Genomic DNA, 24,503 nt, shown 5'->3' with positions numbered 1-24,503 from the left:
GGACCTGAAACGTAGTCGTTAGTTGGTCTTGAACGGGAAGCCGAGCGCCTTGAGCACGGCGCGGCCCTCGTCGTCGGTGCGGGCGGTGGTCACCACGGTGATGTCCATGCCGCGCACGCGGTCGATCGAGTCCTGGTCGATCTCGTGGAACATCGACTGCTCGGTCAGCCCGAAGGTGTAGTTGCCGTTGCCGTCGAACTGGCGGTCGGACAGTCCGCGGAAGTCGCGGATGCGCGGCAGCGCCAGGGTCACGAGGCGGTCCAGGAACTCCCACATGCGGTCACCGCGCAGGGTCACGTGGCAGCCGATGGGCTGGCCCTCGCGCAGCTTGAACTGGGCGATGGACTTCTTGGCCTTGGACACCTGCGGCTTCTGACCGGTGATGAGGGTCAGGTCGCGCACGGCCGAGTCGATGAGCTTGGAGTCGCGGGCGGCCTCGCCCACGCCCATGTTCACGACGACCTTGACCAGCCGCGGGGACTGCATCGGGTTGGCGTAGCCGAACTGCTCCTGCAGCGCGGGCACGACCTCGTCGTTGAACTTGGCCTTGAAGCGGGGGGTGGTCTTGGTCTCAGTCATCACAGATCCTTCCCCGAGCTCTTGGACACGCGCACGCGCACGGTGCGCTGGCGTCCGTCGCGCTCGACGGTCTCTTCGCGGAACCCGACGCGGGTGGGCTTGCCGGTCTCCGGGTCGACGATCGCGACGTTGGAGATGTGGATCGGGGCCTCGGTCTTGACGATGCCGCCGCCCTCACCGGTGGTCGGGTTGGCCTTGGTGTGCTTGGTGATGACCCGGACGTTCTCCACCAGCACGCGCTGGGTGGAGGGGAACACGTGCAGGACCTTGCCCTGCTTGCCCTTGTCCGCGCCGGAGATGACCTGAACGAGGTCGCCGCTCTTGATCTTCGCCATGAGTTACAGCACCTCCGGGGCCAGCGAGATGATCTTCATGAACTTCTTGTCGCGCAGCTCGCGCCCAACGGGCCCGAAGATGCGGGTGCCGCGGGGGTCGCCGTCGGTGTTCTTGAGGATCACCGCCGAGTTCTCGTCGAACTTGATGTAGGAGCCGTCCGGGCGACGGGTCTCCTTGCGGGTGCGGACGACGACGGCCTTGACGACGTCGCCCTTCTTCACGTTGCCGCCAGGGATCGCGTCCTTGACGGTGGCGACGATGATGTCGCCGATGCCTGCGTAGCGACGGCCGGAGCCGCCGAGAACGCGGATGGTCAGGATTTCCTTCGCACCCGTGTTGTCGGCGACCTTGAGCCGTGACTCCTGCTTAATCACTGAATACTCCTGTCGTCTCGCCGGTTCTCACGCCGCCGCCGGATGCGCCCTTCGTGAGGGCGGCAGGGCCGGCCGACGCGCCGTGGGCCTTGCGGAACACTTTGGTCGGGATGAGGTGACGCGCCGGTCTCCGCGGCCCGTCCGCTGGGAAGCGGACAGCTGCGGGGTTGGCGGTCGCGCCTGGGATCCCCCATGCCAGGAGCATCTGGACCCGCCCGAGGTCTCGGGCGAATGCGCCCGTCTCAGCGGCATTATGCACTGGCACGAAGGATCCGTGGTGGTGTGCGGTCACGAAGGCCGCACGAATACACAACCATACCACAGCGCACGCGACGGCGCCCCCGCCGCGTCGCGGGGACGACGGGCGGGGGCGCCGACGGGGCGGGTCAGATCACTGCGCGGAGACGGTCACCTTGTACCGTCCGGAGAAGCGGTCCACGAAGGCCGCCATCTGGTCCCGCTTGATCGCGGTCCAGGGACGGAAGGTGCCGTCATCGTAGCCCTTGGTGATGCCGCTGTCCTGCAGCCAGGCGATCTCCTTGTAGAAGGTCTCCCCGCGCTGCACATCCGAGAAGGCGGGGTTCCCGGCCCGGTACTGCGGGGAGCCCGCGGCACGGTAGAAGAACGCGGCCATAGCCCCGCGCTCGACCTTGGCGTTCGGACGGAACGTGCCGTCGCTCCAGCCCTGGGCGATGCCGGTGGCGTGCAGCCAGGAGATCTCCTTGTAGAAGGGGTCGTCCTTGCTGACGTCGATGAACTGCGGGCTGGCCGGCGCCGTGTAGGACGGGGAACCGGCCATCCGGTAGATGTAGGCGGCCATCTGCCCGCGCTCGATGTTGGCCCAGGGGCGGTAGGTGTTGTCGTCCCAGCCCTCGGTGATGCCCTTGTTGGCGATCGAGCGGATCTCCTTGGCGAAGATCGTGGAGTCGGTGACGTCCTTGAAGTCCCGGTCCGTGAGGACCTTGTCCGTGGTCTTCGTGGCCGCCGGGTAACCCTGGAAGGCGGTGGCCTGCGGGGAGACCTGCGAGACCTCGGAGGCCTCGTCGGCGGAGGCGGGGGCAGCGGCGACGCCGACGGTGAGCACCGCGTTGCGGGCCACATCCCCCTCCTTGCCGGACCCGGAGAGCACGTGGATCGTGTGGGACAAGCCCACCGTCCAGGCGGCATTCGAGTTACCGGATCCCGGGAACGGGAAGGTCGCGGAGAACTCGCCCTGGGCGTTCGCGTCCACCGTGGCCACCACGGCATCACCACCGATGGTGGTCTTGCCCTTATCCAGCTTCACACTCACATTCGAGCCCGAACCGTCCTGGGCCGTCCACCCGGTGCCGGTCACCGTCACCTCAGCGCCCTCACGGACCGTCTTCACCGAGGTCACCGTCGCCGTGCCGTCGGAGGCCTTCACAGTCTGCTCCTCCGCGGGAGCCTCCGACTCCGGGGAGGTCTCGGTGACCTTGGTGTCGATCTTGTAGAGGGTGTCCGCGTTGATGGGGCTCAGCTGGGCGCCGTAGCCCTTCTGCTCGGTGTTGGAGGTGCGGGTGGTGCCGCTGGTGAAGTCCAGGGTGAACGGCACGGACTGGTTGGCGTAGGCGCCGGCCTTGTCCACCGCGAAGGCCCCCTCGGGGGTGACCAGGACGTCGTTGGTCGCCCGGGAGCCGGTGTCCACGGAGCTGACGACCTTGCCGGTGCGGGCGTCGATCACCCCGACCTCGCCCTTGCCGAAGTCGGTGACGTAGACCAGGTCACGGGCCTCATCGTTGTCGATGGCCAGGGCCTGGGTCCCGAAGGGGATGGACTTCTTGTACTCACCGGTGGTCAGGTCGTAGACCGTGACCCCGGAGTTCTTGCCGCCCTTGCCCTGTCTGGAGACGTAGATCTCGTTCAGGGACTTGTCCACCGTCACGTCCGACGGGGACAGGCCCGCGGAGGAGTCGTCCGCGTGCACGGTGATGGTCTGCACGACCTTGAGGGTCTTGGTGTCGATCACGCTGACGACGCCGCGGGAGATGTCCGGGGTGTACAGGCGCCCGGCCTCCTCGTCCAGGAAGGAGTTCATCCCGGTGCCGGCGCCCTCGCCGACGTCGATGCGCTGGGCCTCGTGGGTGGTCAGGTCGAAGGCGACGACGCCCTTCCCGTCGGTGACGAAGGCGCGGCCAGTGGCGTCGTCGATCTTGACCTCGCGCGGGTGGTCCACGACCTGCTCGGAGGCCGCCGGGTCGTAGGAGGTCCAGATCTGCTTCAGGGTGGTCTGGTCGAACACGGATACCGCACTGGAGCGGGTGTTGGTGACCCAGACGGTGTTGTTCGCATCGTCCGCGGCGATCCCGTAGGCGCCGTTGTACTGGTAGCCGGCGTTCTGGCCGGTGCCGGTGCGCAGCGTGGGCATCGCGGCGTTGGCCTCGATCTTCATCGTCGAGGGTTTCACCCGGGCGATGGTGGCGGTCTCGATCGGGGGACGCCCGGAGGAGCCGGTGACCCACAGCTTGTCGTTCTTCTGGGAGTAGGCCATCTGGTACTGACCGGGCAGGCCCTGGGTCTGCTGGGCCGAGACTTCGACGCTGCGGGCGCTCGAGGCGGCGCTCTCGGCCGGGGCGGCCTGGGCCGGGACCATCAGGGCGGAGGCCAGCAGGGAGGCGGCGGTGGCTCCCACGGCCAGGTTCTTCAGACGGCGCCGGGGGCGCTGGCAGGAGATCGTCATCTTTCCTCATTCATCGGGTCCCCGCCGTGGGCGGGGACGGCGCGAGGTGGACAGCCGCGCGTCACAGGACACACAGCTTAGCCTTTCCTAAAGGTGGGCTGAGATAGAGCTTACGCCTCAGTGCGCCGTGCGCCAATGCCGTGGCCGATCGGGATCGACGCGCCGGGCTCAGCCCCGCCCGTCGCCCAGCATCGAGGCCAGGGCCCGGGCGCCCGCGCCCCGGATGACCGCGGCGTGATCCCCGGGCACGGTCTGACGCTCCAGCGCCCCGGTGCGGGCCCAGGCCTGCGCCGGGGCCCCTTCGCCCAGGGTCCGCTCGGCCCCGACGTGCAGCAGCCGGGCGCGCACCGGGGCCGGGTCCGCCCCGCGGGTGTGGGCCATGGCCCGGCGCACCGCCGCGATGCTGGTGCGCAGGGCGGCGTCGTCCAGGGCCGCCAGGGGCGAGCCGTGCTCGCGCAAAGCCGCCAGGGTCTCCTCCAGGTTTCGCGGCGGGGCCTGCGGTTCCACCCCGCCCATGCGCATCAGGGCCCGCCACAGCTCCCCCGGGCCCGGTGCGGGCAGGGACCGCCAGTACGACGGCGGGTAGGCGTCCAGCAGCCCCACCGCACCGATTCGCGGGCCACCCTCCCGTTCGGCCAGGCCCGCCAGGTGCACCGCGGCCATTCCGCCGACGGACCATCCGGCCAGATCCGCGCCGTCGGGGGCGATCTCGCGCAGCAGCGGCAGCTGCTGGGGGGCCAGCTCCTCCAGGTCCGCAGGCTCCGGAGCCTGCGGGTCGGTGAACTGCGGGGCCTGCAGCGTCCACACGGTGCGGGCCGGGCCCAGGGCGGGCAGCAGCCCCGCGTAGCACCAGCCGAGACCCCCGGCCGGGGGCAGCAGCACCAGGGGTGCTGCGGCAGGGTCCGAGCCGCGGCGCAGCAGCAGCGTCGGCGCCAGATCCGCCCCGAGACCGGCGGCCGATTCCTCCCCCAGGGCCGCGGACAGTGCGGCCGGGGTCGGGTGGGCGAAGATCTGCGCCAGGGAGCAGGGCAGGCCCAGCCGCTCGTCGATCCGGGCCACCAGCTCCAGCGCGGTCAGGGACGCGCCCCCGGCCGCGAAGAAGTCCGCGCCGGGCCCCAGCGGCTCGCGCTCGAGCACCTGCCCGAACAGCTCTCCCAGGACCGCCTCCCGCCAGGTGGCCGGGCCGCCCTCCCGTCCTGGGGCGCCGTCCTGCCCCGGGGCCTCGGTGATCTCCCGTTCGGCCAGCGCCCGGCGGTCCGCCTTGCCGTTGGCGGTGATCGGCAGGCGCTGCAGCACCTGCCAGACCGTGGGCACCATGTACCCGGGCAGGTGCCGTTCGGCGTGGTCCCGGGCCCGCTGCACGATCCGGTCCTCCTCCGCTGCGGCCTCCAGGAAGCCGACGAGCACCTCCTGCGCCCCGATCCGGCGCACCAGGGCGACGGCGGCGCTCACCCCGGGCACCGCGGCCAGCACGGTCTCCACCTCGCCCAGCTCCAGGCGCTGCCCGCCGATCTTGACCTGGTGGTCCGTGCGTCCCCGGTACTCCAGGGCCCCGTCCGGGCGCCACCGGGCCAGATCCCCCGTGCGGTAGACCCGCACCCGCTCCGGGCCCTCGTCCCCGAGCCGTCCGGCCGGCAGGTGCCGGAACGCGGCGGCGTCGGCCTCGGGGCGGTGCAGGTATCCGGGAGTGACCTGCACCCCCGACAGGCACAGGTGCCCCACGACCCCGACCGGGCAGCGGTGCCCGCTCGCGTCCAGGACGTGCACCCCGGTGTTCCAGGCGGGCCGGCCGATGGGCACCACGGGCTCCTCCGGGTGCTCCTCGGTGGCCCAGGCGGTGACGTCCACGGCGGCCTCCGTGGGGCCGTAGAGGTTCAGCGGCCCGGTGCCGAGCATCCGGCGGCACCCGGCCACCTGCTCCCGGGTCAGGGCCTCCCCGCTGCACACCACGGTGCGCGGCCGGTGCGCCCCGGCCGCGAGCGTCCGGGCCGCCCCCGGGGAAGCCAGGAACGCCGAGAGCATCGTGGGCACGAAGTGCAGGCAGTCCACCCGGGCCTCGGTGATCAGCCGGGCCAGGTGCTCCGGGTCCTTATGCCCCTCGGGGGCCGCCACGACGACGCCGGCCCCGTGTCGCAGCGGCCAGTACAGCTCCCACACGTGCACGTCGAAGGAGACGGCCGTCTTGTGCGCCACCCGGTCCCCCGGACCCACGGGAGCCAGGTGCTGCTGCCAGGCCAGCCGGTTGTCGATCCCTGCGTGGGTGATGGGCACGCCCTTGGGACGCCCGGTGGACCCGGAGGTGAACAGGATATAGGCGAGGTCCTCCGGGGCGCGCCGGGTGCCGGGCAGCGGGTCCTCGAGGCCTGCGGATGCGGCCTGCTCAGCGCACACCCGCTCCTCGGCCCGGGCCAGGTCCGCAGCGGTCAGCGCGGTCACCGGGTGCTCGGTGGCCGAGGAACCCAGCTCCAACGGGTCCAGGCCCGGGCCCTCCAGCAGCCAGGGGCAGCCTGCGTCGGCGAGCATCCCGGCGACCCGCTCGGCCGGCAGCTGCGGGTCCACCGGCAGATAGACCGCACCCGCCGCGAGCAGGGCGTACACGCTGACGTACTGGTCCAGGCCGCGGTGGGTGCGCAGGGCCACCGGGTCCCCGGGGGCCACGCCCAGGCTCGCCAGGGCCGCGGCGCGGGTGCGCGCGGCCTCGGCCAGCTCGGCGTAGGTCAGGCGCCGACCGCGGAACCCCTCCCCGGGGCCCGGGTAGGCCGGGCCCTCGATCACGGCGGTCTCCTCAGGGTGCTCGGCCGCGGCGGCCGCGAAGCCCTCCCACAGGGTTCCGGAGCGCCGCGGCACCCGGGTCTCCGCCAGCTCGTCCAGCCGGGCTAGCTCCGCCGGGGTGGCCTGCTCCAGCTCGTCGACGTCAGTCCCGTCAACGGCCGCCCGCCCCCACGCGCCCAGCCAGTGCACCAGGCGCTCGGCGTGGGCCTCGGCCTGCTCACGGCCGTACAGGGCGGGGTTGGCGTCCAGCTCCAGGCTGATCGGGTGCCCGCGCCCGGGCATCCCCCGCACGGTCACCGTCAGGTCCGGGACCGGCCCCGCGCTGACGTTGTGCACGCGCGCCGTGCCCTGCCCGAAGGGCAGGACGGCGTCGAAGGGGACGACGTTCAGCTGCGCACCGAACAGCCGGGCCCCGCGGCGCCGGGCCTGCCGCTCCAGCTCCTCCTGGCGCACCAGCCCATGGGCCTGGTTGCGGGCCAGCTGAGCGGTCACCTCCCCCAGCTGCGCTGCCGGGCTCCCGCCGGCGGACACGGCCACCGGCAGCAGGTTCACCGCCGTGCACCCGGTGCGCGCGGCCACCCGGGGCCCGCCGGGCAGCACGCGGTTCATCTGCGGGACCCCGTAGCGGGCGCTGGACAGGCCGAGCACCCGGGTCAGGTAGGATCCGGCCGCCGCGACGACGGCCGCGGGCCACCCGGTCCCGGCGGCCTTCCCCGCCCCCAGCAGCGCCTCCTGCAGTGCCGGGTCCAGCTCCCGGCGGGCCCGGTGGGCCACCGCCGGGGCGTCCGCGGCGCGTCCGGCCAGGGAGTGATCCTCCCCCTGCTCCAGCTCCTGCAGCAGCGGCTGGAAGGCCTCGGCGTGCTCGGCGCGCACCGGGACGTCGTCGGCGTCCTGGGCGGCCAGCTCGGCCAGGCCCGGGCGCTGCGACGGGACCGGGTCCTGCCCGTTCAGGATCTGCCCGTAGACCCGGCCCAGCCGGCGCAGGGCGTCGAAGGCCGCGAAGCCGTCGGCGACGAGGTGGTGGAAGCAGTGCAGCAGGAAGAACCGGCCTCCGCACTCGATCAGGGCGCTGCGCACGGTCTGCCCGGACAGCGCCTCCAGGGGGTGCCGCAGCTGCTCGGAGCACCAGGCCAGCACCGTCTCGCGGATCGCCTCCTCCCGCTCCCCGTCCGTCTGATCCCCCGCGGCCTCGGGGGCCGGGAGGGTCACCGGGCGCAGCACCTCGACGCCGTCCAGGAACCGCTCCAGCGGGATCTCCCGCCACAGCACCCGCCCGTCCCGCTCGGCGCAGCGCACGCGGAACCCGGGGTTCTCCGCGTACACCAGGCGCAGGGCCCGCTCCAGGGCGGCGACGTCGGGCGCGGCGGGCAGCTGCACGCACTCGGCGGTGGTGTAGCAGGGGTTCTCCGGGTCCAGGCGCGCGGCCATGTAGATGCCGCGGGCGGCCTCGGTGATCGGGTGCCAGGGGTGCTCGGGGGCTGTCATCGGCGGATCCGGTCCTAGCGCTGGGAGGCCTCGCGCAGGAAGGACACGGTGGGCCGGGCGATCAGCTCCGTGAACTCCGCCTGCACCCCGGCCGCGGCCAGGTCATCCAGCAGGGCGAAGGTCGCGATGGAGTCCAAGCCCAGCTCGAACAGGCTGGCCTCCGGGTCGGCCAGGGCCCGCTCGGCGGCGTCGGCCTCGGGCAGGTGGGTGCTCAGGATGGTGCGCAGGGTGGCGTCGTCGATCATGGTGGTGCTCCTCCTCAGATGGGGATGGTGGGTGCGTCAGTCGGCCAGGCGCTCGGCCAGGTGGGCGCGCAGCTGCTTGCGGGAGATCTTCCCGACGTTGGTCAGCGGCAGGCGGTCCATGACCACCACCCGCTCCGGGATCTTGAACTCGGCCAGGCCCGCCTCGCGGAAGCTCGCGCGCACCGCGGCCCGCGGGTCCTCCCCCAGCTCCTGCCCGGGGCGGGGCACCAGGATCAGACCCACCCGCTCGCCCACGGCCTCGTCCGGGATGCCCACCGCGACGGCGTCGGCCACGGCCAGGCGGTCCAGGGCCAGGTCCTCCAGCTCATCCACCGCGATCTTCTCCCCGGCCCGGTTGATCTGGTCCTTGGCCCGGCCGGTGACCTCCAGGTGCCCGGAGGGGTGCCGGCGCACGATGTCCCCGGTGCGGTAGAAGCCGTCCTCGGTGAAGGAGGTGCGGTTGGCGTGCTCCTCCCCGTAGTACCCGCGGATGGTGTAGGGCCCACGGGTCAGCAGGTGCCCGGGCTGCCCCTCGGGCACGGGCCGACCCTCGTCGTCCAGGATGAGCACCTCGTCGTCCGGGCTGATGGGGGTCCCCTGGGTGGTGAGCACCAGCTGCTCGTCGTCGTCCTCCCGGGTGTAGTTGACCAGGCCCTCGGCCATCCCGAAGACCTGTTGCAGCCGGGCCCCCAGCACGGGCCGCACCTGCGCGGCCGCGGCCGGGGCGAACCGCGCCCCGCCCACCTGCACGAGGCGCAGGCTGGACAGATCCGGGGCCCGACGCTTGGCGGAGGCGATCCAGGCCTGGGCCAGCGGCGGGACCAGCGGGGCGATGTCCGCCCGCTCCCGCTCGATCAGCGCGAAGGCCGTCTGCGGGCTGGGGTCGGCGGCCAGGATCACCGCGCCCCCGGCCCACAGGACGCCGAGGATGCCCGGGGAGCTCATCGTGAAGTTGTGCGCGGCGGGCATGGCCACGAGCATCCGGCTGGAGGCATCCAGCCCGCAGATCCGGGCGGATTCCCGCACGGAGTACAGATAGGCGGCGTGGGTGCGCGGGATGAGCTTGGAGACCCCGGTGGTCCCGCCGGACAGCTGCAGGAAGGCCGCGTTCTCGGACAGCCGCTGCGCCCCGCGGTTGCGCACCGGCTCGGGCAGCTCCTCCCGGCGCAGCGGGGTCGGGGCGTGCGCCTGCGGGTCCGCGACGTCGATCAGCGTCGGGGGGATGAGCCCCTGCTCCTCCAGCCGGGCGGCGTACTCGGCGTGCAGGGCCCGGTAATCGTGGTTCTCCGCGCCCTGGGCCACCACGTGCGCGGCGGCGTCGGTGCGCGCGGCGAACTGCTCCAGCTCCCCCGCCCGGTGCTTGGGCAGCGCGAACACCGGCAGAGCCCCGTACAGGAAGGCCCCGACCATGTGCGCCAGGAACTCCACCGTGTTGGGCAGCTGCAGGATCACCCGGTCCCCCGGGCGCACCCCGGCCTCCCGCAGGCGAGCGGCGGCGGCCAGGGCCTGCTCCTCCAGCTGCCCGTAGGTCCAGCGCACCGTGTCCAGGCTGGATCCGCCGGGCAGGCCGTCGGCGGTGCGCCCGACGACGGCGAGGCTCTCCCGGTGCGCGTCGATGCTGCACAGCAGGAACTGCTGGAAGGTCTCATCCACCCAGTGCCCGGCCTCGCGGTAGCGGCGGGCGGCCTCCTCCGGGATCGCGGGAAACGGCGCCAGCGGCGAGCGCCCGGCGGCGCCGGTGCTGGTCGGGGAGGATGTGCTCACGGAAACGGTCTCCTTTGCGGGGTCGGTTCGATGGGGCTGGGCCCGGCGGGATCGGCGGGCCCGGCTCAGTCGGCGGGGTACAGCCGCACGAGGGCGGGGATCAGGGAGCCGCGCCAGCAGGCGTAGTCGTGTCCGCCGTCGTAGCGCAGGTACTCCACCCGGGCCGGGCTGCGGCGCAGCTCGCGGGCGAAGTCGTCGTGGGGGCCGGTGAGCACCCACTCCTGATCCCCGACCTCCAGCACGAAGCGGGAGTCAGCCAGGGCCTGGGCGCCGTCGCGCTCCAGCAGCTCGGCCAGGGCGCGGGCGGGGGCCTCCTGCCACAGGGAGGCCGACTGGGAGACCACCGCGCCCACGACCCGCGGGGCCAGCAGCCCGCACAGCAGGCTGGCCAGGCCGCCGAGGGACTGACCGACCGCGCAGGTGCGCGCCGGGGCAGGGTCCAGCCCGTGCTCGGCGCGCAGCCACGGCAGCAGTGCTTCGGCGACGTAGCGGTGGATCGGCTCGGTGCCGTCCAGCTCCCGCCAGCGCCGCTCCCGGCCGCCGGAATCCAGCAGGACCAGGTGCACCGGTGCCAGGTCCCCGGCGCGCACCGCCTGCTCGACGGCGCCGATCAGTCCGTGCCGGGCCCAGACCTCGCCGTCGAAGATCAGGATCACCGGGGATTGCGAGTCGGCCCCGGCGCTGCGGTGCAGGGCCACCCGGTGCTCTTCGGGGGCGGCGTGCCAGACCAGCTGGGTCTCATCCGCCGGGGCGAAGACGTAGGGCTGCCGGGGTGCGTCGGCCAGCTCCACCACGCTCAGCGCCCGCCCGTCCCGGTTGGGGCAGGTCAGCGCGTTGCGCGGGTCCGGGACCCCGGCGTCCAGGGCCGCGCGCAGCTGCACGTGGTCCTGGGCCGAGATCCAGGGGGCCGGGGCACCCGGGCTCGCGGGGATGAAGCAGTAGGAGGCCCGCCAGGTCCGGCGCATCCGGAAGGAGGCGTGCCAGGGGCCGTCGGGCCCGAGCCGGTGCATCAGCGTCGCCCCCAGCGCGGATTCGTCGGTGAGGCGATTGGCGAAGAGCAGGACCTGCTCGGCCTCGTCGTCCTCGTAGAGGAAGGTCACGATCTGCCTGGCGGGATCCTGCGGGTCCTCCTCCAGCAGCGGCAGCGGCCCGTCCAGCAGCTCGCGCAGCCGCCGGTGGGCCGCGGCGGCGGCCTGCGGGTCGGCCAGCTCCTTCTCGAGTGCGCTCAGGTGCGGCGAGTCCGTGCGGGGCACGGGCTCGCGCCGGGGCGGCTTGGGCGGGCGGCGGGCGGCGGGCATCGGCTGCGTCATTCCTCCTCCTCGGTGGGCACGACCATCGGCGAGCTCGTGCACGGGTCCGGCACGATCACGCAGTCCAGGTCGAAGACCTCGCGGATGATCTGCGCCGTCACGATATCCCGCGGGGCCCCCTGGGCCGCCACCTGCCCGTCCTTCATCAGCACCACGTGGGTCGCGTAGCGGAAGGCCAGGTTCAGGTCGTGCAGCACGACGACGACGGTCTTCCCCGCCCGGTGCAGGCGCCGGGTGAGGTTGAGGACCTCGATCTGGTGGGTGATGTCCAGGTACGTGGTGGGCTCATCCAGCAGCAGCAGCTCGGTGTCCTGGGCCAGGGTCATCGCGATCCAGACCCGCTGGCGCTGCCCGCCGGACAGGGCCTCGATCGGGCGGTCGGCCAGCTCCAGCACCCCGCAGGCGGCCATGGCCGCAGAGCAGATCCGCTCGTCCTCCCGGCTCCAGGTGCGCAGCAGGGACTGGTGCGGGTACCGGCCGCGCCCGACGACGTCGGAGACCGTCACCCCGCTGGGGGCCTCCGGGGTCTGCGGGAGCATGGCCAGGGCGCGGGCGACCTCCTTGGAGCGCCAGTCCCGCAGGGGCGTCCCGTCCAGCAGAACCTGCCCGGAGGCGGCCGGCAGCACCCGCGAGAGGGTCTTCAGCAGCGTGGACTTGCCGCAGGCGTTGGGCCCGAGGATCACGGTCAGCTCGGCGTCGAGCACGTCCAGGTCCACCCCGTGCAGCACCTCGCGGTGCTCGTAGCCGCCGTGCAGGTCCTCGGCCCGCAGCCGGGCGGGGGCCTCGGGGGTCGTGGTAGATGCGGTCATGGTCTTCTCCGTTCCGCGGCGATGAGGTAGACGAGGTAGCACCCGCCCAGAGCCCCGGTGACCACTCCGACGGCGAGGGTCCCGGGCAGGGCGTGCTGGGCGAGCAGGTCAGCCCCGAGAACGAGCACCGCGCCCGTGAGCGCGGCCCCGGCCAGGCCGGCCCCGGTGACTCGGGTGAGGGTCCGGCAGATGTGGGGGGCCGCCAGGGCCACAAAGGCGACGGGCCCGGTGGTCGCGGTGGCCAGGGCCACCAGCAGCACCCCGACGAACAGGGAGAGCACCCGCACCCGGCCCACGGGCACGCCGATGCCGGCGGCGACGGCGTCGCCGTACATCAGCGCGGTCAGGGGCCGGGCCAGCCACAGCAGCGCGGGCAGCAGGATCAGCAGCGCGATCCCGAGCAGGGCGACCTTGGCCCACGTCATGGCGTTCAGCGAGCCCACGAGCCAGGCGGCCGCGGTCTGGGCCTGCGTCAGGGAGGCCCGCACCACCAGCAGGGAGTTCAGGGCGGACAGGGTGGACCCGACCCCGATGCCGATCAGCACCACCCGGTAGCCGCCCAGGCCGGTGCGCCGGGTCAGCCCCCACACGACCACGGCGGTGCCCAGCCCGCCGAGCACCGCGCCCAGGGCGACCCCGCCGGGGCCGGCGTCGAAGACGATGATCTGCAGCAGGGCCCCGGTGGCCGCCCCGTGGGTGAAGCCGATGATGTCCGGGGAGCCCAGCGGGTTGCCGGAGACCACCTGGAAGATCGCCCCGGACAGTCCCAGGGCCACCCCGACGAGGATCGCGGCGAGCACCCGCGGGGCGCGCACCTCGGTCACGAAGTACCGGGCCAGCCGGGGCCCGCCGCCGGTGAGGGTGTGCAGGACCTCCCCGGGGCTCAGCCGGTACTCCCCCTGCATCAGGGCGAGCACGGCCAGCCCGAACAGCACCACGGCCAGTGCGGTCAGCACGAGCGTCTGGCGCAGGCTCACCCGGAGCCCGAATCCGCGGGGCCCGCCGCCCAGGCGCAGGGTGCGCGCGGGGCGGGTCTGGGTCGGGGGACGACGGCGCACGCGGTTCACAGGGCCTCGACCTTCCTGCGGCACATCAGGGCCACGAACACGGGGGCGCCCACGAGGGTCGCGATGATCCCGACCTGCGTCTCCTCCGGGGCCAGGATGGTGCGCGCGAGCACGTCGGCCAGCAGCAGCCAGACCGGTCCGAGCAGCAGGCTCAGGGCGGTGACCCAGCGCAGGTCGGCACCCATGAGCTGGCGGGCGATGAACGGCACCGCGAGCCCGACGAAGGTGATCGGCCCGATCGCGGCCGTGGCCGCCCCGGCCAGCACCGCCACGCACACCAGGGCGATGGTCTGGGTGCGCCGCAGGTGCACACCCAGGGCCACCCCCGCCTCCTCGCCCATCGACAGGGCGTTGATCGCCGGTGCCGCCCAGAGGGCCAGGGCCAGCCCCAGCAGCATCAGGGGCGCCACCGCTGCGGCGATGTCGTAGCCGCGGTTCTCCAGGGATCCGGCCACCCAGAAGCGGAATTCGTTGAAGGCGGTCTGGTCCGCGAGGATCAGCGCCTGGTTCAGCGCGGCCAGGGCCGCGGAGATCGCGACGCCGGCCAGGGCCAGGCGCACCACGGAGGACCGACCGGTGCCCCCGGAGCCCAGGGCGTACACCGCGACGGCGGCCAGCCCCGCGCCGACGAGGGCGCACAGCAGGTAGGCGTGGATCCCCAGGGCCCCGAACAGCACGACGCAAAGCACGACCGTCACGGAGGCGCCGGCGTTGATGCCCAGCAGCCCGGGCTCGGCCAAAGGGTTGCGGGTCAGGGCCTGCATGACGGCCCCGGCCACCGCCAGGCTCGCCCCGCACATGATCCCGAGGAGGGTCCGCGGCAGCCGCTGCTGGGTGACGATGGTCTCGGCCTGGCCCTGGCCGTGCCCGGTCAGCGCCGCCCAGACCTCGCGCGCAGGCAGGGCGTGGGAGCCGAAGGCGATCGACGCGGCGATCGCGGCGACCAGGAGAACGGCCGCGGCGATCAGCCACAGGACCCGGCGGCGTCGGCGCCGGGTCGCGGAGATGGAGCCCATCTAGTCGGCGGACCCCGCGGAGTCGGAGGACTCGGCCTGAGCCGCACGGCGGCGGCGCACCAGCACCACGGCCGCCACGATGGCGACGGCGGCCAGGGCACCGGCCCCGATCCACGGGAACTGGGAGCCGGAGTCCTCGGTGGTGGCCGAGGCCTCGCGGGCGCCGCGGGAGTCCGCGGAGGCGCTGGCCGAGGCCGAGGCGCTGGCGGTGGGGGTGGCCGAGGCCGAAGCCGACTGGCTCTCCTCGACCTCCTCGGTCACCTCCTTGACCTGCCCGCCCTTGCCCTCCTCCTGCAGGGCCTTGGCCTGCTCCTCGGTCAGGGGGTTGCCGTTCTCGTCCACGTACTGGGTGGTGGTCCCGCCCTGCCCGGAGGTCCCGGCATCCGAACCGGAGCCGCCGTTGGACCCCGAGTTCCCTCCGGACCCGGAGCCGGAGCCCTGGCCACCGTTGGATCCGGAGTTCCCGTTGGAGCCGGAGCCGCCGTTGGACCCGGAGCCGGACCCGCCGGAGTTGGAGCCGGCGTTGGGATCCACCTGGGTGCCGGACACGGACCCGCCGCCCTGGGCGGCGGAGTTCACGCCGGTCACGGTGAACTGCGGGCTCTTGTTGGAGTACCCCTTGGAGGACCCGTCATCGCCGACGCGCACCGCGGTGAGGAAGCGCAGGGTGTGCTTGCCCTGCTTGATGTCCTTGGGAACCTGGAAGGAGCCCTTCAGCAACCCGTTGGAGGGGACGACCTGCTGGTGCACCACGCAGGCCCCCTGGGGCGCATTCGAGGAGCAGGTGTTGCCATCGTCGAACTTGATGGACACGGTGGATCCGGCGGGGAAGCCGTTGAGGGTGAAGCTCAGGTAGTCCCCGGCCCGCACGGATCCGGAGACCGTGCTGGAGGTGCCGGGGCTGTTCCCGGAGGCGCCGCCCGGGGGCAGGGCCGTGGCGGCGGAGGAGCCGATGATCAGGGCGGCGAGGACAGCGACGAGGGTCGCCAGCCATCGGCGGATGCTGGGGCGAGGGTGCGTGCGCATGCTCAATCCTTGGTTGCGGAATCGGAGGCGGAGCCGGCGGCGCCGGCCGTGGTCTGGGTCTTCTTCTTGCCGCCGGTGAGCACGAGGGCCAGGAGAATGGCGGCGGCGGCCACGAGCAGCAGGTTCTCCCAGGAGAACCAGGAGTGCTTCCGGGCGGTGCTCTGGGCGGCGGCCTGGTCCTGATCCTGCCCGGAGCCCCGGGCCTGCTGGGCCTGGGCGGCCTGGGCGGAGGGGCTGGCGGTGGGCTTCTTCGCGACCTTCTTCTTCACCACGCGCTTGACCACAGTCTCGGTGTCCGAGCCCGGGGCCCGGCGGACCACGACGTAGGAGGTCTGGTCCTGCGCGGTGTCGGAGAGGCTGCTGGCGTTCCCACCGGGCACGGCCGCGCCGGTGAGCACCGAGGTGCTCCCGGAGCCCGCCACGGGGCCGGAGGTCTGCTCCGCGGTGCCGGAGGTGCGGTTCGGCGAGGTCGCGGTGGCGCGACCGGAGCCGCTGGTGCCGTGGCCGCCGGAGGAGCCGGAGTCCCCGGAGCCGGTGTCCTTCAGCTCCAGAGTGGTCCAGCCCAGGATCTCCCCGACGTGGCCCTCGTTGCCGTTCTGCACCAGGAGCTGGTACTTCCCGGCCAGCAGCACCTCGCGGTCCACGGTGTAGGTCACGGACCTGCGCGCGTCCAGCTGGTGCCACTCCCCCAGCCAGGCGCTGCGTCGGGAGCCGTCCGTGTAGGCGCTGGTGTGGATCCAGTCTCCCTGCCGGCCCTCCGGCACGGTCACGGTGAGCTTGTCCCCGTCCAGCGTCGCGGAGACGCCGTGCCGGTTGCCGGAGGTCAGTGCCGAGCCCGGATCCACCGGGTCCGGGGCGCCCTGCGGACGGTACTGCCCGACCACGAAGTCGGCGACGCCGGCCCCGCCGACGGTGGAGCCCTTGTCTCCCGGCTTGAGCGAGCCGGAGAGGAAGCGCAGGGTGTGCGCCCCCTCGGGGAAGGCCGGGGTCGAGGTCTTATCGGTGCCGTCGGGCAGCTGGATCCAGGCGTCGAAGGTGCCGTTGGACTGATCGGTCTCGATGATCTGCCAGATGGTCCGGTTGGTGCTCACGGCGTCATCCAGGCGGCTGTACTTGCCCTCGTCCAGCTTCACGGCCACATGGGCGGCACCGGTGTTGGCCGTGGGGTTGCAGTATCCGGAGCCGGTGACGTGCACCTTCCCGCCCACGCCGACGTTCTTCGTCTCCACCGTCACGGTGGGCCGGCTCGTGACGTCGGTGCACTTGACGTCGGAGGTCTGGCTGTCCTCGTCGGCAGCCACCCCGTCGACCTTCAGCGGCCCGACGGCCGTGGAGCGCTGCACGTCCTTCCAGGACGCATCGACATACTCCGCGTTCTTACCGGAGAGGAACTGGGCCTTGAGATACTGGCCCTGCTTCAGCCCATCGGGCAGGACGATGTCGACATCGAACTCGCCCTTCTCATCGATGTGGAAGATGCCCGCGGCCTTGTCCTCCTTGGACTGGTCCGGGGTGAGCAGCACCCACACGCTGTCGTTGTTGCCCGCCCGAGCGGTCAGATAGTCGTTGATCTTGGTGTTGGGGGTCCGGGTGTAGGCGTCGCCCTTGCTGTTCTTCAGCAGCTTCACGGCGATGACGGAGCCGCGCTTGCCGTCGGCCATGGTCCAGCCCTCGCCGTGCAGCTTCAGGCGGGCGCCGTCTCCGGTCCCGATCGGCGCGATGCGCACGGTGGCGTCATCGACGGCCGTGTCCCCCACCTTGCCGGGGATGGCGTAGGAGTCCCAGTGCTGCGGATCGTCGGGGTCCACGGTGGTCCCGTCGGCCTTCACGACGCCGACGGTGAGCACCGCGTTGCGGGCCACGTCCCCGGTCTTGCCGGACCCGGAGAGCACGTGGATCGTGTGGGACGAGCCCACCGTCCAGGCGGCATTCGAGTTACCGGATCCCGGGAACGGGAAGGTCGCGGAGAACTCGCCCTGGGCGTTCGCGTCCACCGTGGCCACCACGGCATCACCACCGATGGTGGTCTTGCCCTTATCCAGCTTCACACTCACATTCGAGCCCGAACCGTCCTGGGCCGTCCACCCGGTGCCGGTCACCGTCACCTCAGCGCCCTCACGGACCGTCTTCACCGAGGTCACCGTCGCCGTGCCGTCGGAGGCCTTCACGGTCTGGGTCTCGTCCTCGGCCGCATGGGCCGGGCTCAGGCTCGGCAGACCCGCGGGCAGGAGCAGGGCCAGCGTCAGCAGCGCGGCCACGGCCAGGCGCAGCGGGTGGGAGATGAGGCGGTTCACGGCGGCGGGGGCTTCCTTCGGGGTGCGGTGGGCGGACAGCGGACGGATCACTGGTCCAGGTCCTTCATCACGTCGGCGACGATGCCCTGCATCAGCAGCGGGCCGCCGGTGGAGGTCCATCGGGAGCCGTCCACGGGGATGATGTGTCCGTCCTTGTAGGCGGTCAGGTCGGTGAAGCCGGAGGCCTTCTCGGCTTCCTTCAGCGCGGTCTGCGCGCCGCTGAGATCGGCGGTGCCGCCGGCGTTGGGGTTGTCCTGGCTGGATCCGCCCAGGGTGCCGAAGAACATGTAGTCGGCGTCGATCTGGTTCAGGTTTTCCAGCGAGACCGGGTCGGAGTGGCCCAGGCCCATGCGGTCCTGGTTCTGCGGGCGCTTGAGCCCGAGGTCGGTCAGGGCTCGGCCGGCAGGCAGCTCCTTGAGGATCAGGGAGGCTCCGCCGCCCTGCCAGCGCACGATGGAGAAGGTCTTGTCCCCGTAGCGACCGGCCAGCTTCTGCTTGTCCTGCTCCACGGTGGAGCGGTAGTCCTGTTCGATCTGCCGTGCCTTGTCCTGCAGGTTCAGCGCGTCGGCCACCCGATCGAAGTTCTTCTCCCAGGGTCCGCCGGCGTACCCGGTGAACACCACCGGGGCGATCTTGCGCAGGATCTCCAGGACGTCCGGGCGGTTGTTCACGCTGGTGCCGTCCACCAGGATCAGGTCCGGGTCCATCGCGCCGATGGCCTCGTAGTCCAGCTCCGAGACGCTGCCCAGCAGCTTCACCCCGTCGGCCTTGTCGGCCAGGTAGTGCGGCACCCCGGACTGCCCGCGCCCAGCCACGGACCCGACGGGCTTGACCCCCAGGGCCAGCGCCCCGTCCAGGGTCGGCTCGGACAGGGTCACGACCCGCTGCGGGTTCTCCGGCACCTGCACCTCGGTGCCCTCGATGTCCTTGACGGTGCGGGTGGGCCCGGCGGAGTCGGACTCGGCGTCCCCGGCGTCGGACCCGCACCCGGCCAGCACGCTGGCGCACAGGAGTGCCAGCAGGAGGGCGAGGAGGGTGCGCAGACGCCCGGTGCGGCGCGGTCCGGCTGGGACGATGACGGGCATGAAGGCTCCCCGGAGTGATCGATTAGCTCAGGCTCACCTTAGTCGGCGGATTCGTTCGCTTCAAGCGATAGCAGCCCCGGGTCACGCAGATGCGACGCAGGACACGAAGGAGCCCCTCCCCCGCAGACGGGGAAGGGGCTCCTTCACGGGATGGAGACGGCGCGCTGGGCACCGCACTCCCGGAGACGCAGGGCTTACTTGGCCCGCTCCAGGATCTCCACGATCCGCCACCGCTTGGTCGCGGACAGCGGGCGGGTCTCCATGATCCGCACCAGGTCGCCGACGCCGGCGGTGTTCTGCTCGTCGTGAGCCTTCACCTTGGAGCTGCGGCGCATGACCTTACCGTACAGCGCGTGCTTGACGTGGTCCTCGACCTCGACGACGACGGTCTTGTCCATCTTGTCGGAGACGACGTAGCCGCGGCGGGTCTTGCGCAGGTTGCGCTCTTCCGTCTTGACTTCACTCACTTGGCATCACCTTCGCTGGCCTTCGCGGCCTTCTTCGCAGCCTTGGCGGCCTTCTTGTCGGCCTTCTTGTCCGAGGCTTCCGGGGCCGAGGCCTCGACCTCGGGGCGGATGCCCAGCTCGCGCTCGCGCAGCACCGTGTAGATGCGGGCGATGTCGCGCTTGACGGCCTTGAAGCGGCCCGGGTTCTCGAGCTGGCCGGTGGCCTTCTGGAAACGGAGGTTGAACAGCTCCTCCTTAGACTCACGCAGCTTCTCGGTCAGAGCCGCGGAGTCCAGGTCCTCGAGCTGATCGATCGACAGATCCTTCGATCCAACTGCCATTTCTATTCACCACCTTCGCGGCGCACGATGCGTGCCTTCATGGGGAGCTTGTGGATGGCCAGGCGCAGGGCTTCCTTCGCCACCTCATCGGTGACGCCGGACAGCTCGAAGAGCACGCGGCCGGGCTTGACGTTGGCGACCCACCATTCCGGGGAGCCCTTACCGGAGCCCATGCGGGTCTCGGCGGGCTTCTTGGTCAGCGGGCGGTCCGGGAAGATGTTGATCCAGACCTTGCCACCGCGCTTGATGTAGCGGGTCATGGCGATACGCGCCGCCTCGATCTGGCGGTTGGTCACGTACGCCGGGGCCAGCGCCTGCACGCCCCACTCCCCGAAGGACACCGTGGTGCCGCCCTTGGCGACGCCGGTGCGCTTGGGGTGGTGCTGCTTGCGGTACTTGACGCGACGGGGAATCAGCATTTATGCCTCACCATTCTCTGCGGTCGTGGTCTCGGCCTGCGCGGAGGCACCGGTGCGAGCCGCATCGCCCTGGGGCTGCTGGCTGGCGGTGCGCCGCTCCTGCCGATGCTCGGCGGAGGCCCCGCGACGACGGCGCTCGCCGCCGCGACGCTCGCCGGCACCGCCGCGACGGTCCCCGCCGCGGCCGCCGCGCCGGTTGCCCTGCGCGGCCTGCTGGGCGGCCAGCTCCTTGTCGGTCAGGTCGCCCTTGTAGATCCAGACCTTCACGCCGATGCGGCCGAAGGTGGTCTTGGCCTCGAAGAAGCCGTAGTCGATGTTCGCCCGCAGGGTGTGCAGGGGCACGCGGCCCTCGCGGTAGAACTCCGAGCGGGACATCTCGGCCCCACCCAGACGCCCGGCGCACTGGATCCGGATGCCCTTGGCACCGGCGCGCTGAGCGGACTGGATGGCCTTCTTCATCGCGCGGCGGAAGGCCACGCGGGAGGCCAGCTGCTCGGCCACACCCTGGGCGACCAGCTGAGCGTTGACCTCGGGGTTGTTGACCTCGAGGATGTTCAGCTGGATCTGCTTGCCGGTGAGCTTCTCCAGCTCGCCGCGGATGCGGTCGGCCTCGGCGCCGCGGCGGCCGATCACGATGCCGGGGCGGGCGGTGTGGATGTCCACGCGCACGCGGTCCCGGGTCCGCTCGATCTCGACGTTGGCGATGCCGGCGCGGTCCATGCCCTTGGACATGAGCTCGCGGATCTTGATGTCCTCACGAACGAAGTCCTTGTAGCGCTGGCCTTCCTTGGTGGAGTCAGCGAACCAGTGCGACTTGTGGTCCGTGGTGATCCCCAGTCGGAATCCGTGCGGGTTGATCTTCTGTCCCACTTAGCGGTCCTCCTCGTTCTCCGGGGTAGCGAGCACCACGGTGATGTGGCTGGTTCGCTTGTTGATGCGGTACGCGCGCCCCTGGGCCCGCGGCTGGAACCGCTTCATGGTGGGGCCCTCGTCCACGAAGGCCTCGGACACGTACAGGTCCTCCTCCGTGAAGGCGACGCTGTCGCGCTGAGCCAGCTGGCGGGCGTTGGCCACCGCGGACTCCACGATCTTGAACACCGGCTCCGAAGCGCCCTGCGGGGCGAACTTCAGAATCGCCAGAGCCTCATTCGCCTGCTTGCCACGAATCAGGTTGACGACGCGCCGGGCCTTCATAGGCGTCACGCGAACGTAGCGCGCAGATGCCTTGGCTTCCATTGCCTATCTCTCTTTCGTCTTCTAGCCGAAGAGCGTGAGCTGCTGGATCGGGGGAACCCGACCTAGCGGCGCTTGCCCTTGCGGTCGTCCTTCACATGGCCGCGGAAGGTCCGCGTGGGAGCGAATTCGCCGAGCTTGTGCCCGACCATCGACTCGGTGATGAACACGGGGATGTGCTTGCGTCCGTCGTGCACGGCGATCGTGTGCCCGAGCATGTCGGGGATGATCATCGAGCGGCGGGACCACGTCTTGATGACGTTCTTGGTGCCCTTGTCGTTCTGAGCGGCGACCTTCAGGTAGAGGTGCTGATCGACGAAAGGGCCCTTCTTCAGACTGCGAGGCATGTGTCAGGCTCCTTAGCGCTTCTTGCCGGTGCGACGGCGACGGACGATGAGCTTGTCGCTGTCCTTGTTCGGACGGCGGGTGCGCCCCTCGGGCTTGCCGTTCGGGTTGACGGGGTGCCGACCGCCGGAGGTCTTGCCCTCGCCACCGCCGTGCGGGTGGTCCACCGGGTTCATGACGACGCCGCGCACGGTCGGGCGGATGCCCTTCCAGCGGTTGCGCCCGGCCTTGCCCCAGTTGATGTTGGACTGCTCGGCGTTGCCGACCTCGCCGATCGTGGCGCGGCAGCGCACGTCAACGTTGCGGATCTCCCCGGAGGGCAGGCGCAGCTGGCCGTACTTGCCCTCCTTGGCCACCAGCTGCACGGAGGCGCCGGCGGAGCGGGCGAGCTTGGCGCCCCCGCCGGGACGCAGCTCCACCGCGTGGATCACGGTGCCCACGGGGATGTTGCGCAGCGGCAGGTTGTTGCCGGGCTTGATGTCGGCGTTGGGGCCGGACTCCACGACGTCGCCCTGCTGCAGGCGGTTCGGGGCGATGATGTAGCGCTTCGCCCCGTCCACGTAGTGCAGCAGCGCGATGCGCGCGGTGCGGTTCGGATCGTACTCGATGTGCGCGACCCGGGCGTTCACGCCGTCCTTGTCGTGGCGGCGGAAGTCGATCAGGCGGTACTGGCGCTTGTGGCCACCGCCCTTGTGCCGGGTGGTGATGCGCCCGGAGCTGTTGCGCCCGCCGTTCTTGGGCAGCGGACGGACCAGGGACTTCTCCGGGGTCGTGCGCGTGATTTCTGCGAAGTCGGCGACGCTCGAGCCGCGGCGGCCCGGGGTCGTCGGCTTGTGCTTACGGATTGCCATAGTTGTCTTCCTCGTTCAAGTGGTCTCCGCAGGCTCAGGCCTGCGGACCGCCGAAGATGTCGATGCTGCCTTCGCGCAGGGTCACGACGGCACGCTTGGTGCTCTTGCGCGCTCCCCAGCCGAAGCGGGTGCGCTTGCGCTTCCCGGCACGGTTGATGGTGTTCACACCCGAGACCTTGACGCCGAAGATGCGCTCCACGGCGTCCTTGATCTCGGACTTGTTCGAGCGGGGGTCGACCTCGAAGGTGTACTTGCCTTCGTCGATCAGGCCATAGCTCTTCTCCGAGACGACGGGGGCGATGATGACGTCACGGGGATCCTTGATGGTGGCGCTCACTGGGCGACCTCCTGGTTCTTTCCGGCCTTGCTGGCCACGGCCACGAACACGTCGTAGGCGTCCTTGGTGAAGACCACGTCGTCGGCCAGCAGCACGTCGTAGGTGTTCAGCTGGTCGGCGTAGAGCACGTGGGCGTTCACCAGGTTGCGCACGGACAGCGCGACGGCGTCCTCCTTGCGGTCGATGACCACCAGGACGTTCTTGCGCGGGGTGATCTCGGCCAGGGCGGCCTTCGCGGCCTTGGTGGACACGGAGTCCACCAGGGAGGAGACCACGTGGATGCGACCGTGGGCGGCCCGATCCGAGAGGGCCTGGCGCAGGGCCGCGGCCTTCATCTTCTTGGGGGTGCGCTGGGAGTAGTCGCGCGGGACGGGCCCGTGGACGATCCCGCCGCCGGTCATGTGCGGGGCGCGGATGGAGCCCTGGCGGGCCCGGCCGGTGCCCTTCTGCTTGAAGGGCTTGCGCCCGGCCCCGGAGACCTCTCCGCGGTTCTTGGCCTTGTGGGTGCCCTGGCGGGCGGCGGCCAGCTGCGCGATGACGACCTGGTGCAGCAGAGCCGTGTTGGGCTCCAGCGCGAAGACGTCGTCGGGCAGGTCGACGTTCAGGGTTTCGACTGCCATGGTGTCAGGCTCCCTTCACAGCGGTGCGCACCAGAACGACGCCGTTCTTGGGGCCGGGGACGGCGCCCTTGATCAGCAGCACGTTGTTCTCGGTGTCGACACCCTGGATCGTGAGGTTCTGGGTGGTGTGGCGGGTGTTGCCCATCCGCCCGGCCATGCGCATGCCCTTGAACACGCGCGCGGGGTAGGAGGCGCCGCCGATGGACCCGGGCTTGCGGTGGTTCTTGTGCGCACCGTGGGAGGCGGAGACGCCCTTGAACCCGTGGCGCTTCATGACGCCGGCGAAGCCCTTGCCCTTGGTCTTGCCGATGACGTCGACCTTCTGGCCGGCCTCGAACATCTCGACCTTCAGCTCCTGGCCGAGGGAGTACTCGGAGGCGTCCGCGGTGCGGATCTCCACGAGGTGGCGGCGCGGGGTGGTCCCGGCCTTCTCGAAGTGCCCCGCCATGGGCTTGGTGACCTTGCGCGGATCGATCGCACCGAAGCCGATCTGCACCGCGGAGTAGCCGTCGGTGTCCTGGTCGCGCAGCTGGGTGACGACGTTGGAGTCGGCCTTGACGACGGTCACCGGCACGAACTTGCCGTTCTCGTCCCAGACCTGGGTCATGCCGAGCTTGGTGCCCAGCAGGCCCTTCACCTGGCGCTCGAAGTGGTTAGTCATGGGGATGCGATCCTCTTTACAGCTTGATTTCGATGTTCACGTCTGCCGGGAGGTCGAGGCGCATGAGCGAGTCGACGGCCTTCGGCGTGGGATCGACGATGTCGATCAGCCGCTTGTGCGTGCGCATCTCGAAGTGCTCGCGGCTGTCCTTGTACTTGTGCGGCGAGCGGATCACGCAGTACACGTTCTTCTCGGTGGGCAGCGGCACGGGGCCGACCACCGTGGCGCCCGCGCGGGTCACCGTCTCAACGATCTTGCGAGCCGAGGAATCGATGACCTCGTGGTCATACGACTTCAGCCGGATGCGGATTTTCTGTCCCGCCATCTGTCGGACTCTCTTTCTTCAAGTACTTCCCTGTGATGGGACCGGACGGTCCCTTGTGGTGGCGT

At 71.4% G+C, this 24,503-nt stretch carries 25 protein-coding genes; all 25 read right to left on the bottom strand.

What is annotated here, in order from left to right; translation table 11 throughout:
• Positions 1 to 18: 18 nt before the first annotated feature.
• The 25 genes from rplE to rpsJ all read right to left on the bottom strand — a co-directional run bounded on the left by rplE (position 19) and on the right by rpsJ (position 24,438).
• Positions 19 to 579, bottom strand: a complete 561-nt coding sequence (gene rplE, locus NQ707_RS00555) for a 50S ribosomal protein L5 (protein WP_055684565.1) — start codon at positions 577 to 579, stop codon at positions 19 to 21.
• Entirely contained in the window at positions 579 to 914 is a 336-nt protein-coding gene (rplX, locus tag NQ707_RS00550) for a 50S ribosomal protein L24 (protein ID WP_058731653.1), read from the bottom strand. The genes rplE and rplX overlap by 1 nt, the downstream gene beginning before the upstream one ends.
• Positions 915 to 917: 3 nt before the next feature.
• Positions 918 to 1,289 carry a 50S ribosomal protein L14 gene (gene rplN / locus NQ707_RS00545; RefSeq protein WP_404434077.1) on the bottom strand — a complete coding sequence of 124 codons (372 nt, stop codon included), beginning with the start codon at positions 1,287 to 1,289 and terminating at the stop codon, positions 918 to 920.
• Positions 1,290 to 1,680: 391 nt separating this feature from the next.
• Entirely contained in the window at positions 1,681 to 3,987 is a 2,307-nt protein-coding gene (locus NQ707_RS00540; protein WP_404434074.1) for an S-layer homology domain-containing protein, read from the bottom strand.
• A 168-nt stretch (positions 3,988 to 4,155) separates the two neighbouring features.
• A complete protein-coding gene (locus NQ707_RS00535) occupies positions 4,156 to 8,244 on the bottom strand; it encodes an amino acid adenylation domain-containing protein (protein ID WP_404434070.1) in 4,089 nt (1,362 codons plus the stop codon).
• Between the two features lie 14 nt (positions 8,245 to 8,258).
• A complete protein-coding gene (locus tag NQ707_RS00530) occupies positions 8,259 to 8,489 on the bottom strand; it encodes a phosphopantetheine-binding protein (RefSeq protein WP_055684570.1) in 231 nt (76 codons plus the stop codon).
• Positions 8,490 to 8,525: 36 nt separating this feature from the next.
• Entirely contained in the window at positions 8,526 to 10,253 is a 1,728-nt protein-coding gene (locus NQ707_RS00525; RefSeq protein WP_058731676.1) for a (2,3-dihydroxybenzoyl)adenylate synthase, read from the bottom strand.
• Between the two features lie 65 nt (positions 10,254 to 10,318).
• A complete protein-coding gene (locus NQ707_RS00520; RefSeq protein WP_058731677.1) occupies positions 10,319 to 11,563 on the bottom strand; it encodes an enterochelin esterase domain-containing protein in 1,245 nt (414 codons plus the stop codon).
• Positions 11,560 to 12,372, bottom strand: coding sequence for an ABC transporter ATP-binding protein (locus NQ707_RS00515; RefSeq protein WP_055684573.1), 813 nt, complete (start codon positions 12,370 to 12,372; stop codon positions 11,560 to 11,562). The genes NQ707_RS00520 and NQ707_RS00515 overlap by 4 nt, the downstream gene beginning before the upstream one ends.
• Positions 12,369 to 13,439 carry an iron chelate uptake ABC transporter family permease subunit gene (locus NQ707_RS00510; RefSeq protein ID WP_061225929.1) on the bottom strand — a complete coding sequence of 357 codons (1,071 nt, stop codon included), beginning with the start codon at positions 13,437 to 13,439 and terminating at the stop codon, positions 12,369 to 12,371. Before NQ707_RS00510 ends, NQ707_RS00515 begins: the two co-directional genes overlap by 4 nt.
• The gene (locus NQ707_RS00505; protein ID WP_055684575.1) at positions 13,436 to 14,455 is read right to left on the bottom strand and encodes an iron ABC transporter permease; all 1,020 of its coding nucleotides are present in this window, start codon (positions 14,453 to 14,455) and stop codon (positions 13,436 to 13,438) included. The genes NQ707_RS00510 and NQ707_RS00505 overlap by 4 nt, the downstream gene beginning before the upstream one ends.
• Positions 14,456 to 15,481, bottom strand: coding sequence for a hypothetical protein (locus tag NQ707_RS00500; protein WP_055684576.1), 1,026 nt, complete (start codon positions 15,479 to 15,481; stop codon positions 14,456 to 14,458).
• A 2-nt stretch (positions 15,482 to 15,483) separates the two neighbouring features.
• Entirely contained in the window at positions 15,484 to 17,826 is a 2,343-nt protein-coding gene (locus NQ707_RS00495) for a hypothetical protein (RefSeq protein ID WP_404434055.1), read from the bottom strand.
• A complete protein-coding gene (locus NQ707_RS00490) occupies positions 17,823 to 18,860 on the bottom strand; it encodes an ABC transporter substrate-binding protein (RefSeq protein WP_061225634.1) in 1,038 nt (345 codons plus the stop codon). The genes NQ707_RS00495 and NQ707_RS00490 overlap by 4 nt, the downstream gene beginning before the upstream one ends.
• Positions 18,861 to 19,054: 194 nt before the next feature.
• A complete protein-coding gene (gene rpsQ, locus NQ707_RS00485) occupies positions 19,055 to 19,327 on the bottom strand; it encodes a 30S ribosomal protein S17 (RefSeq protein ID WP_055684579.1) in 273 nt (90 codons plus the stop codon).
• Positions 19,324 to 19,647, bottom strand: a complete 324-nt coding sequence (rpmC, locus tag NQ707_RS00480; RefSeq protein ID WP_055684580.1) for a 50S ribosomal protein L29 — start codon at positions 19,645 to 19,647, stop codon at positions 19,324 to 19,326. The genes rpsQ and rpmC overlap by 4 nt, the downstream gene beginning before the upstream one ends.
• Before the next feature lie 2 nt (positions 19,648 to 19,649).
• Positions 19,650 to 20,066 (bottom strand): 50S ribosomal protein L16, encoded by a 417-nt coding sequence (rplP, locus tag NQ707_RS00475; protein ID WP_055684581.1) that lies wholly within the window; start codon positions 20,064 to 20,066, stop codon positions 19,650 to 19,652.
• Positions 20,067 to 20,936: a 30S ribosomal protein S3 gene (gene rpsC / locus NQ707_RS00470; protein ID WP_404434047.1), complete on the bottom strand. Its 870-nt coding sequence runs from the start codon at positions 20,934 to 20,936 to the stop codon at positions 20,067 to 20,069. It lies immediately after the preceding gene.
• The gene (rplV, locus tag NQ707_RS00465) at positions 20,937 to 21,302 is read right to left on the bottom strand and encodes a 50S ribosomal protein L22 (RefSeq protein WP_055684583.1); all 366 of its coding nucleotides are present in this window, start codon (positions 21,300 to 21,302) and stop codon (positions 20,937 to 20,939) included.
• 62 nt (positions 21,303 to 21,364) lie between these two features.
• A complete protein-coding gene (gene rpsS / locus NQ707_RS00460) occupies positions 21,365 to 21,646 on the bottom strand; it encodes a 30S ribosomal protein S19 (RefSeq protein WP_055684584.1) in 282 nt (93 codons plus the stop codon).
• 12 nt (positions 21,647 to 21,658) lie between these two features.
• Positions 21,659 to 22,495, bottom strand: coding sequence for a 50S ribosomal protein L2 (rplB, locus tag NQ707_RS00455; RefSeq protein WP_058731519.1), 837 nt, complete (start codon positions 22,493 to 22,495; stop codon positions 21,659 to 21,661).
• 34 nt (positions 22,496 to 22,529) lie between these two features.
• Positions 22,530 to 22,832, bottom strand: a complete 303-nt coding sequence (gene rplW / locus NQ707_RS00450; RefSeq protein WP_055684586.1) for a 50S ribosomal protein L23 — start codon at positions 22,830 to 22,832, stop codon at positions 22,530 to 22,532.
• Complete coding sequence (gene rplD / locus NQ707_RS00445; protein ID WP_055684587.1) at positions 22,829 to 23,452, bottom strand: 50S ribosomal protein L4; 624 nt, start codon at positions 23,450 to 23,452, stop codon at positions 22,829 to 22,831. Before rplD ends, rplW begins: the two co-directional genes overlap by 4 nt.
• Before the next feature lie 4 nt (positions 23,453 to 23,456).
• Positions 23,457 to 24,113 (bottom strand): 50S ribosomal protein L3, encoded by a 657-nt coding sequence (gene rplC, locus NQ707_RS00440; protein WP_055684588.1) that lies wholly within the window; start codon positions 24,111 to 24,113, stop codon positions 23,457 to 23,459.
• Between the two features lie 16 nt (positions 24,114 to 24,129).
• A complete protein-coding gene (gene rpsJ, locus NQ707_RS00435) occupies positions 24,130 to 24,438 on the bottom strand; it encodes a 30S ribosomal protein S10 (protein WP_030015043.1) in 309 nt (102 codons plus the stop codon).
• Positions 24,439 to 24,503: the final 65 nt, after the last annotated feature.

Source organism: Rothia sp. BD8, assembly GCF_044878465.1.
Lineage (GTDB): Bacteria > Actinomycetota > Actinomycetes > Actinomycetales > Micrococcaceae > Rothia > Rothia kristinae.
Note: the sequence above shows the minus strand (reverse complement) of the source record. Positions and strands in the feature narration are given on the sequence as shown.

Coding starts and splice junctions, on each gene's coding strand:
- rplE (WP_055684565.1), bottom strand. CDS start 579: ATGACTGAGACCAAGACCACCCCCCGCTTCAAGGCCAAGTTCAACGAC.
- rplX (WP_058731653.1), bottom strand. CDS start 914: ATGGCGAAGATCAAGAGCGGCGACCTCGTTCAGGTCATCTCCGGCGCG.
- NQ707_RS00540 (WP_404434074.1), bottom strand. CDS start 3,987: ATGACGATCTCCTGCCAGCGCCCCCGGCGCCGTCTGAAGAACCTGGCC.
- NQ707_RS00535 (WP_404434070.1), bottom strand. CDS start 8,244: ATGACAGCCCCCGAGCACCCCTGGCACCCGATCACCGAGGCCGCCCGC.
- NQ707_RS00530 (WP_055684570.1), bottom strand. CDS start 8,489: ATGATCGACGACGCCACCCTGCGCACCATCCTGAGCACCCACCTGCCC.
- NQ707_RS00520 (WP_058731677.1), bottom strand. CDS start 11,563: ATGACGCAGCCGATGCCCGCCGCCCGCCGCCCGCCCAAGCCGCCCCGG.
- NQ707_RS00515 (WP_055684573.1), bottom strand. CDS start 12,372: ATGACCGCATCTACCACGACCCCCGAGGCCCCCGCCCGGCTGCGGGCC.
- NQ707_RS00505 (WP_055684575.1), bottom strand. CDS start 14,455: ATGGGCTCCATCTCCGCGACCCGGCGCCGACGCCGCCGGGTCCTGTGG.
- NQ707_RS00500 (WP_055684576.1), bottom strand. CDS start 15,481: ATGCGCACGCACCCTCGCCCCAGCATCCGCCGATGGCTGGCGACCCTC.
- NQ707_RS00490 (WP_061225634.1), bottom strand. CDS start 18,860: ATGCCCGTCATCGTCCCAGCCGGACCGCGCCGCACCGGGCGTCTGCGC.
- rpmC (WP_055684580.1), bottom strand. CDS start 19,647: ATGGCAGTTGGATCGAAGGATCTGTCGATCGATCAGCTCGAGGACCTG.
- rplP (WP_055684581.1), bottom strand. CDS start 20,066: ATGCTGATTCCCCGTCGCGTCAAGTACCGCAAGCAGCACCACCCCAAG.
- rplV (WP_055684583.1), bottom strand. CDS start 21,302: ATGGAAGCCAAGGCATCTGCGCGCTACGTTCGCGTGACGCCTATGAAG.
- rpsS (WP_055684584.1), bottom strand. CDS start 21,646: ATGCCTCGCAGTCTGAAGAAGGGCCCTTTCGTCGATCAGCACCTCTAC.
- rplB (WP_058731519.1), bottom strand. CDS start 22,495: ATGGCAATCCGTAAGCACAAGCCGACGACCCCGGGCCGCCGCGGCTCG.
- rplD (WP_055684587.1), bottom strand. CDS start 23,452: ATGGCAGTCGAAACCCTGAACGTCGACCTGCCCGACGACGTCTTCGCG.
- rplC (WP_055684588.1), bottom strand. CDS start 24,113: ATGACTAACCACTTCGAGCGCCAGGTGAAGGGCCTGCTGGGCACCAAG.
- rpsJ (WP_030015043.1), bottom strand. CDS start 24,438: ATGGCGGGACAGAAAATCCGCATCCGGCTGAAGTCGTATGACCACGAG.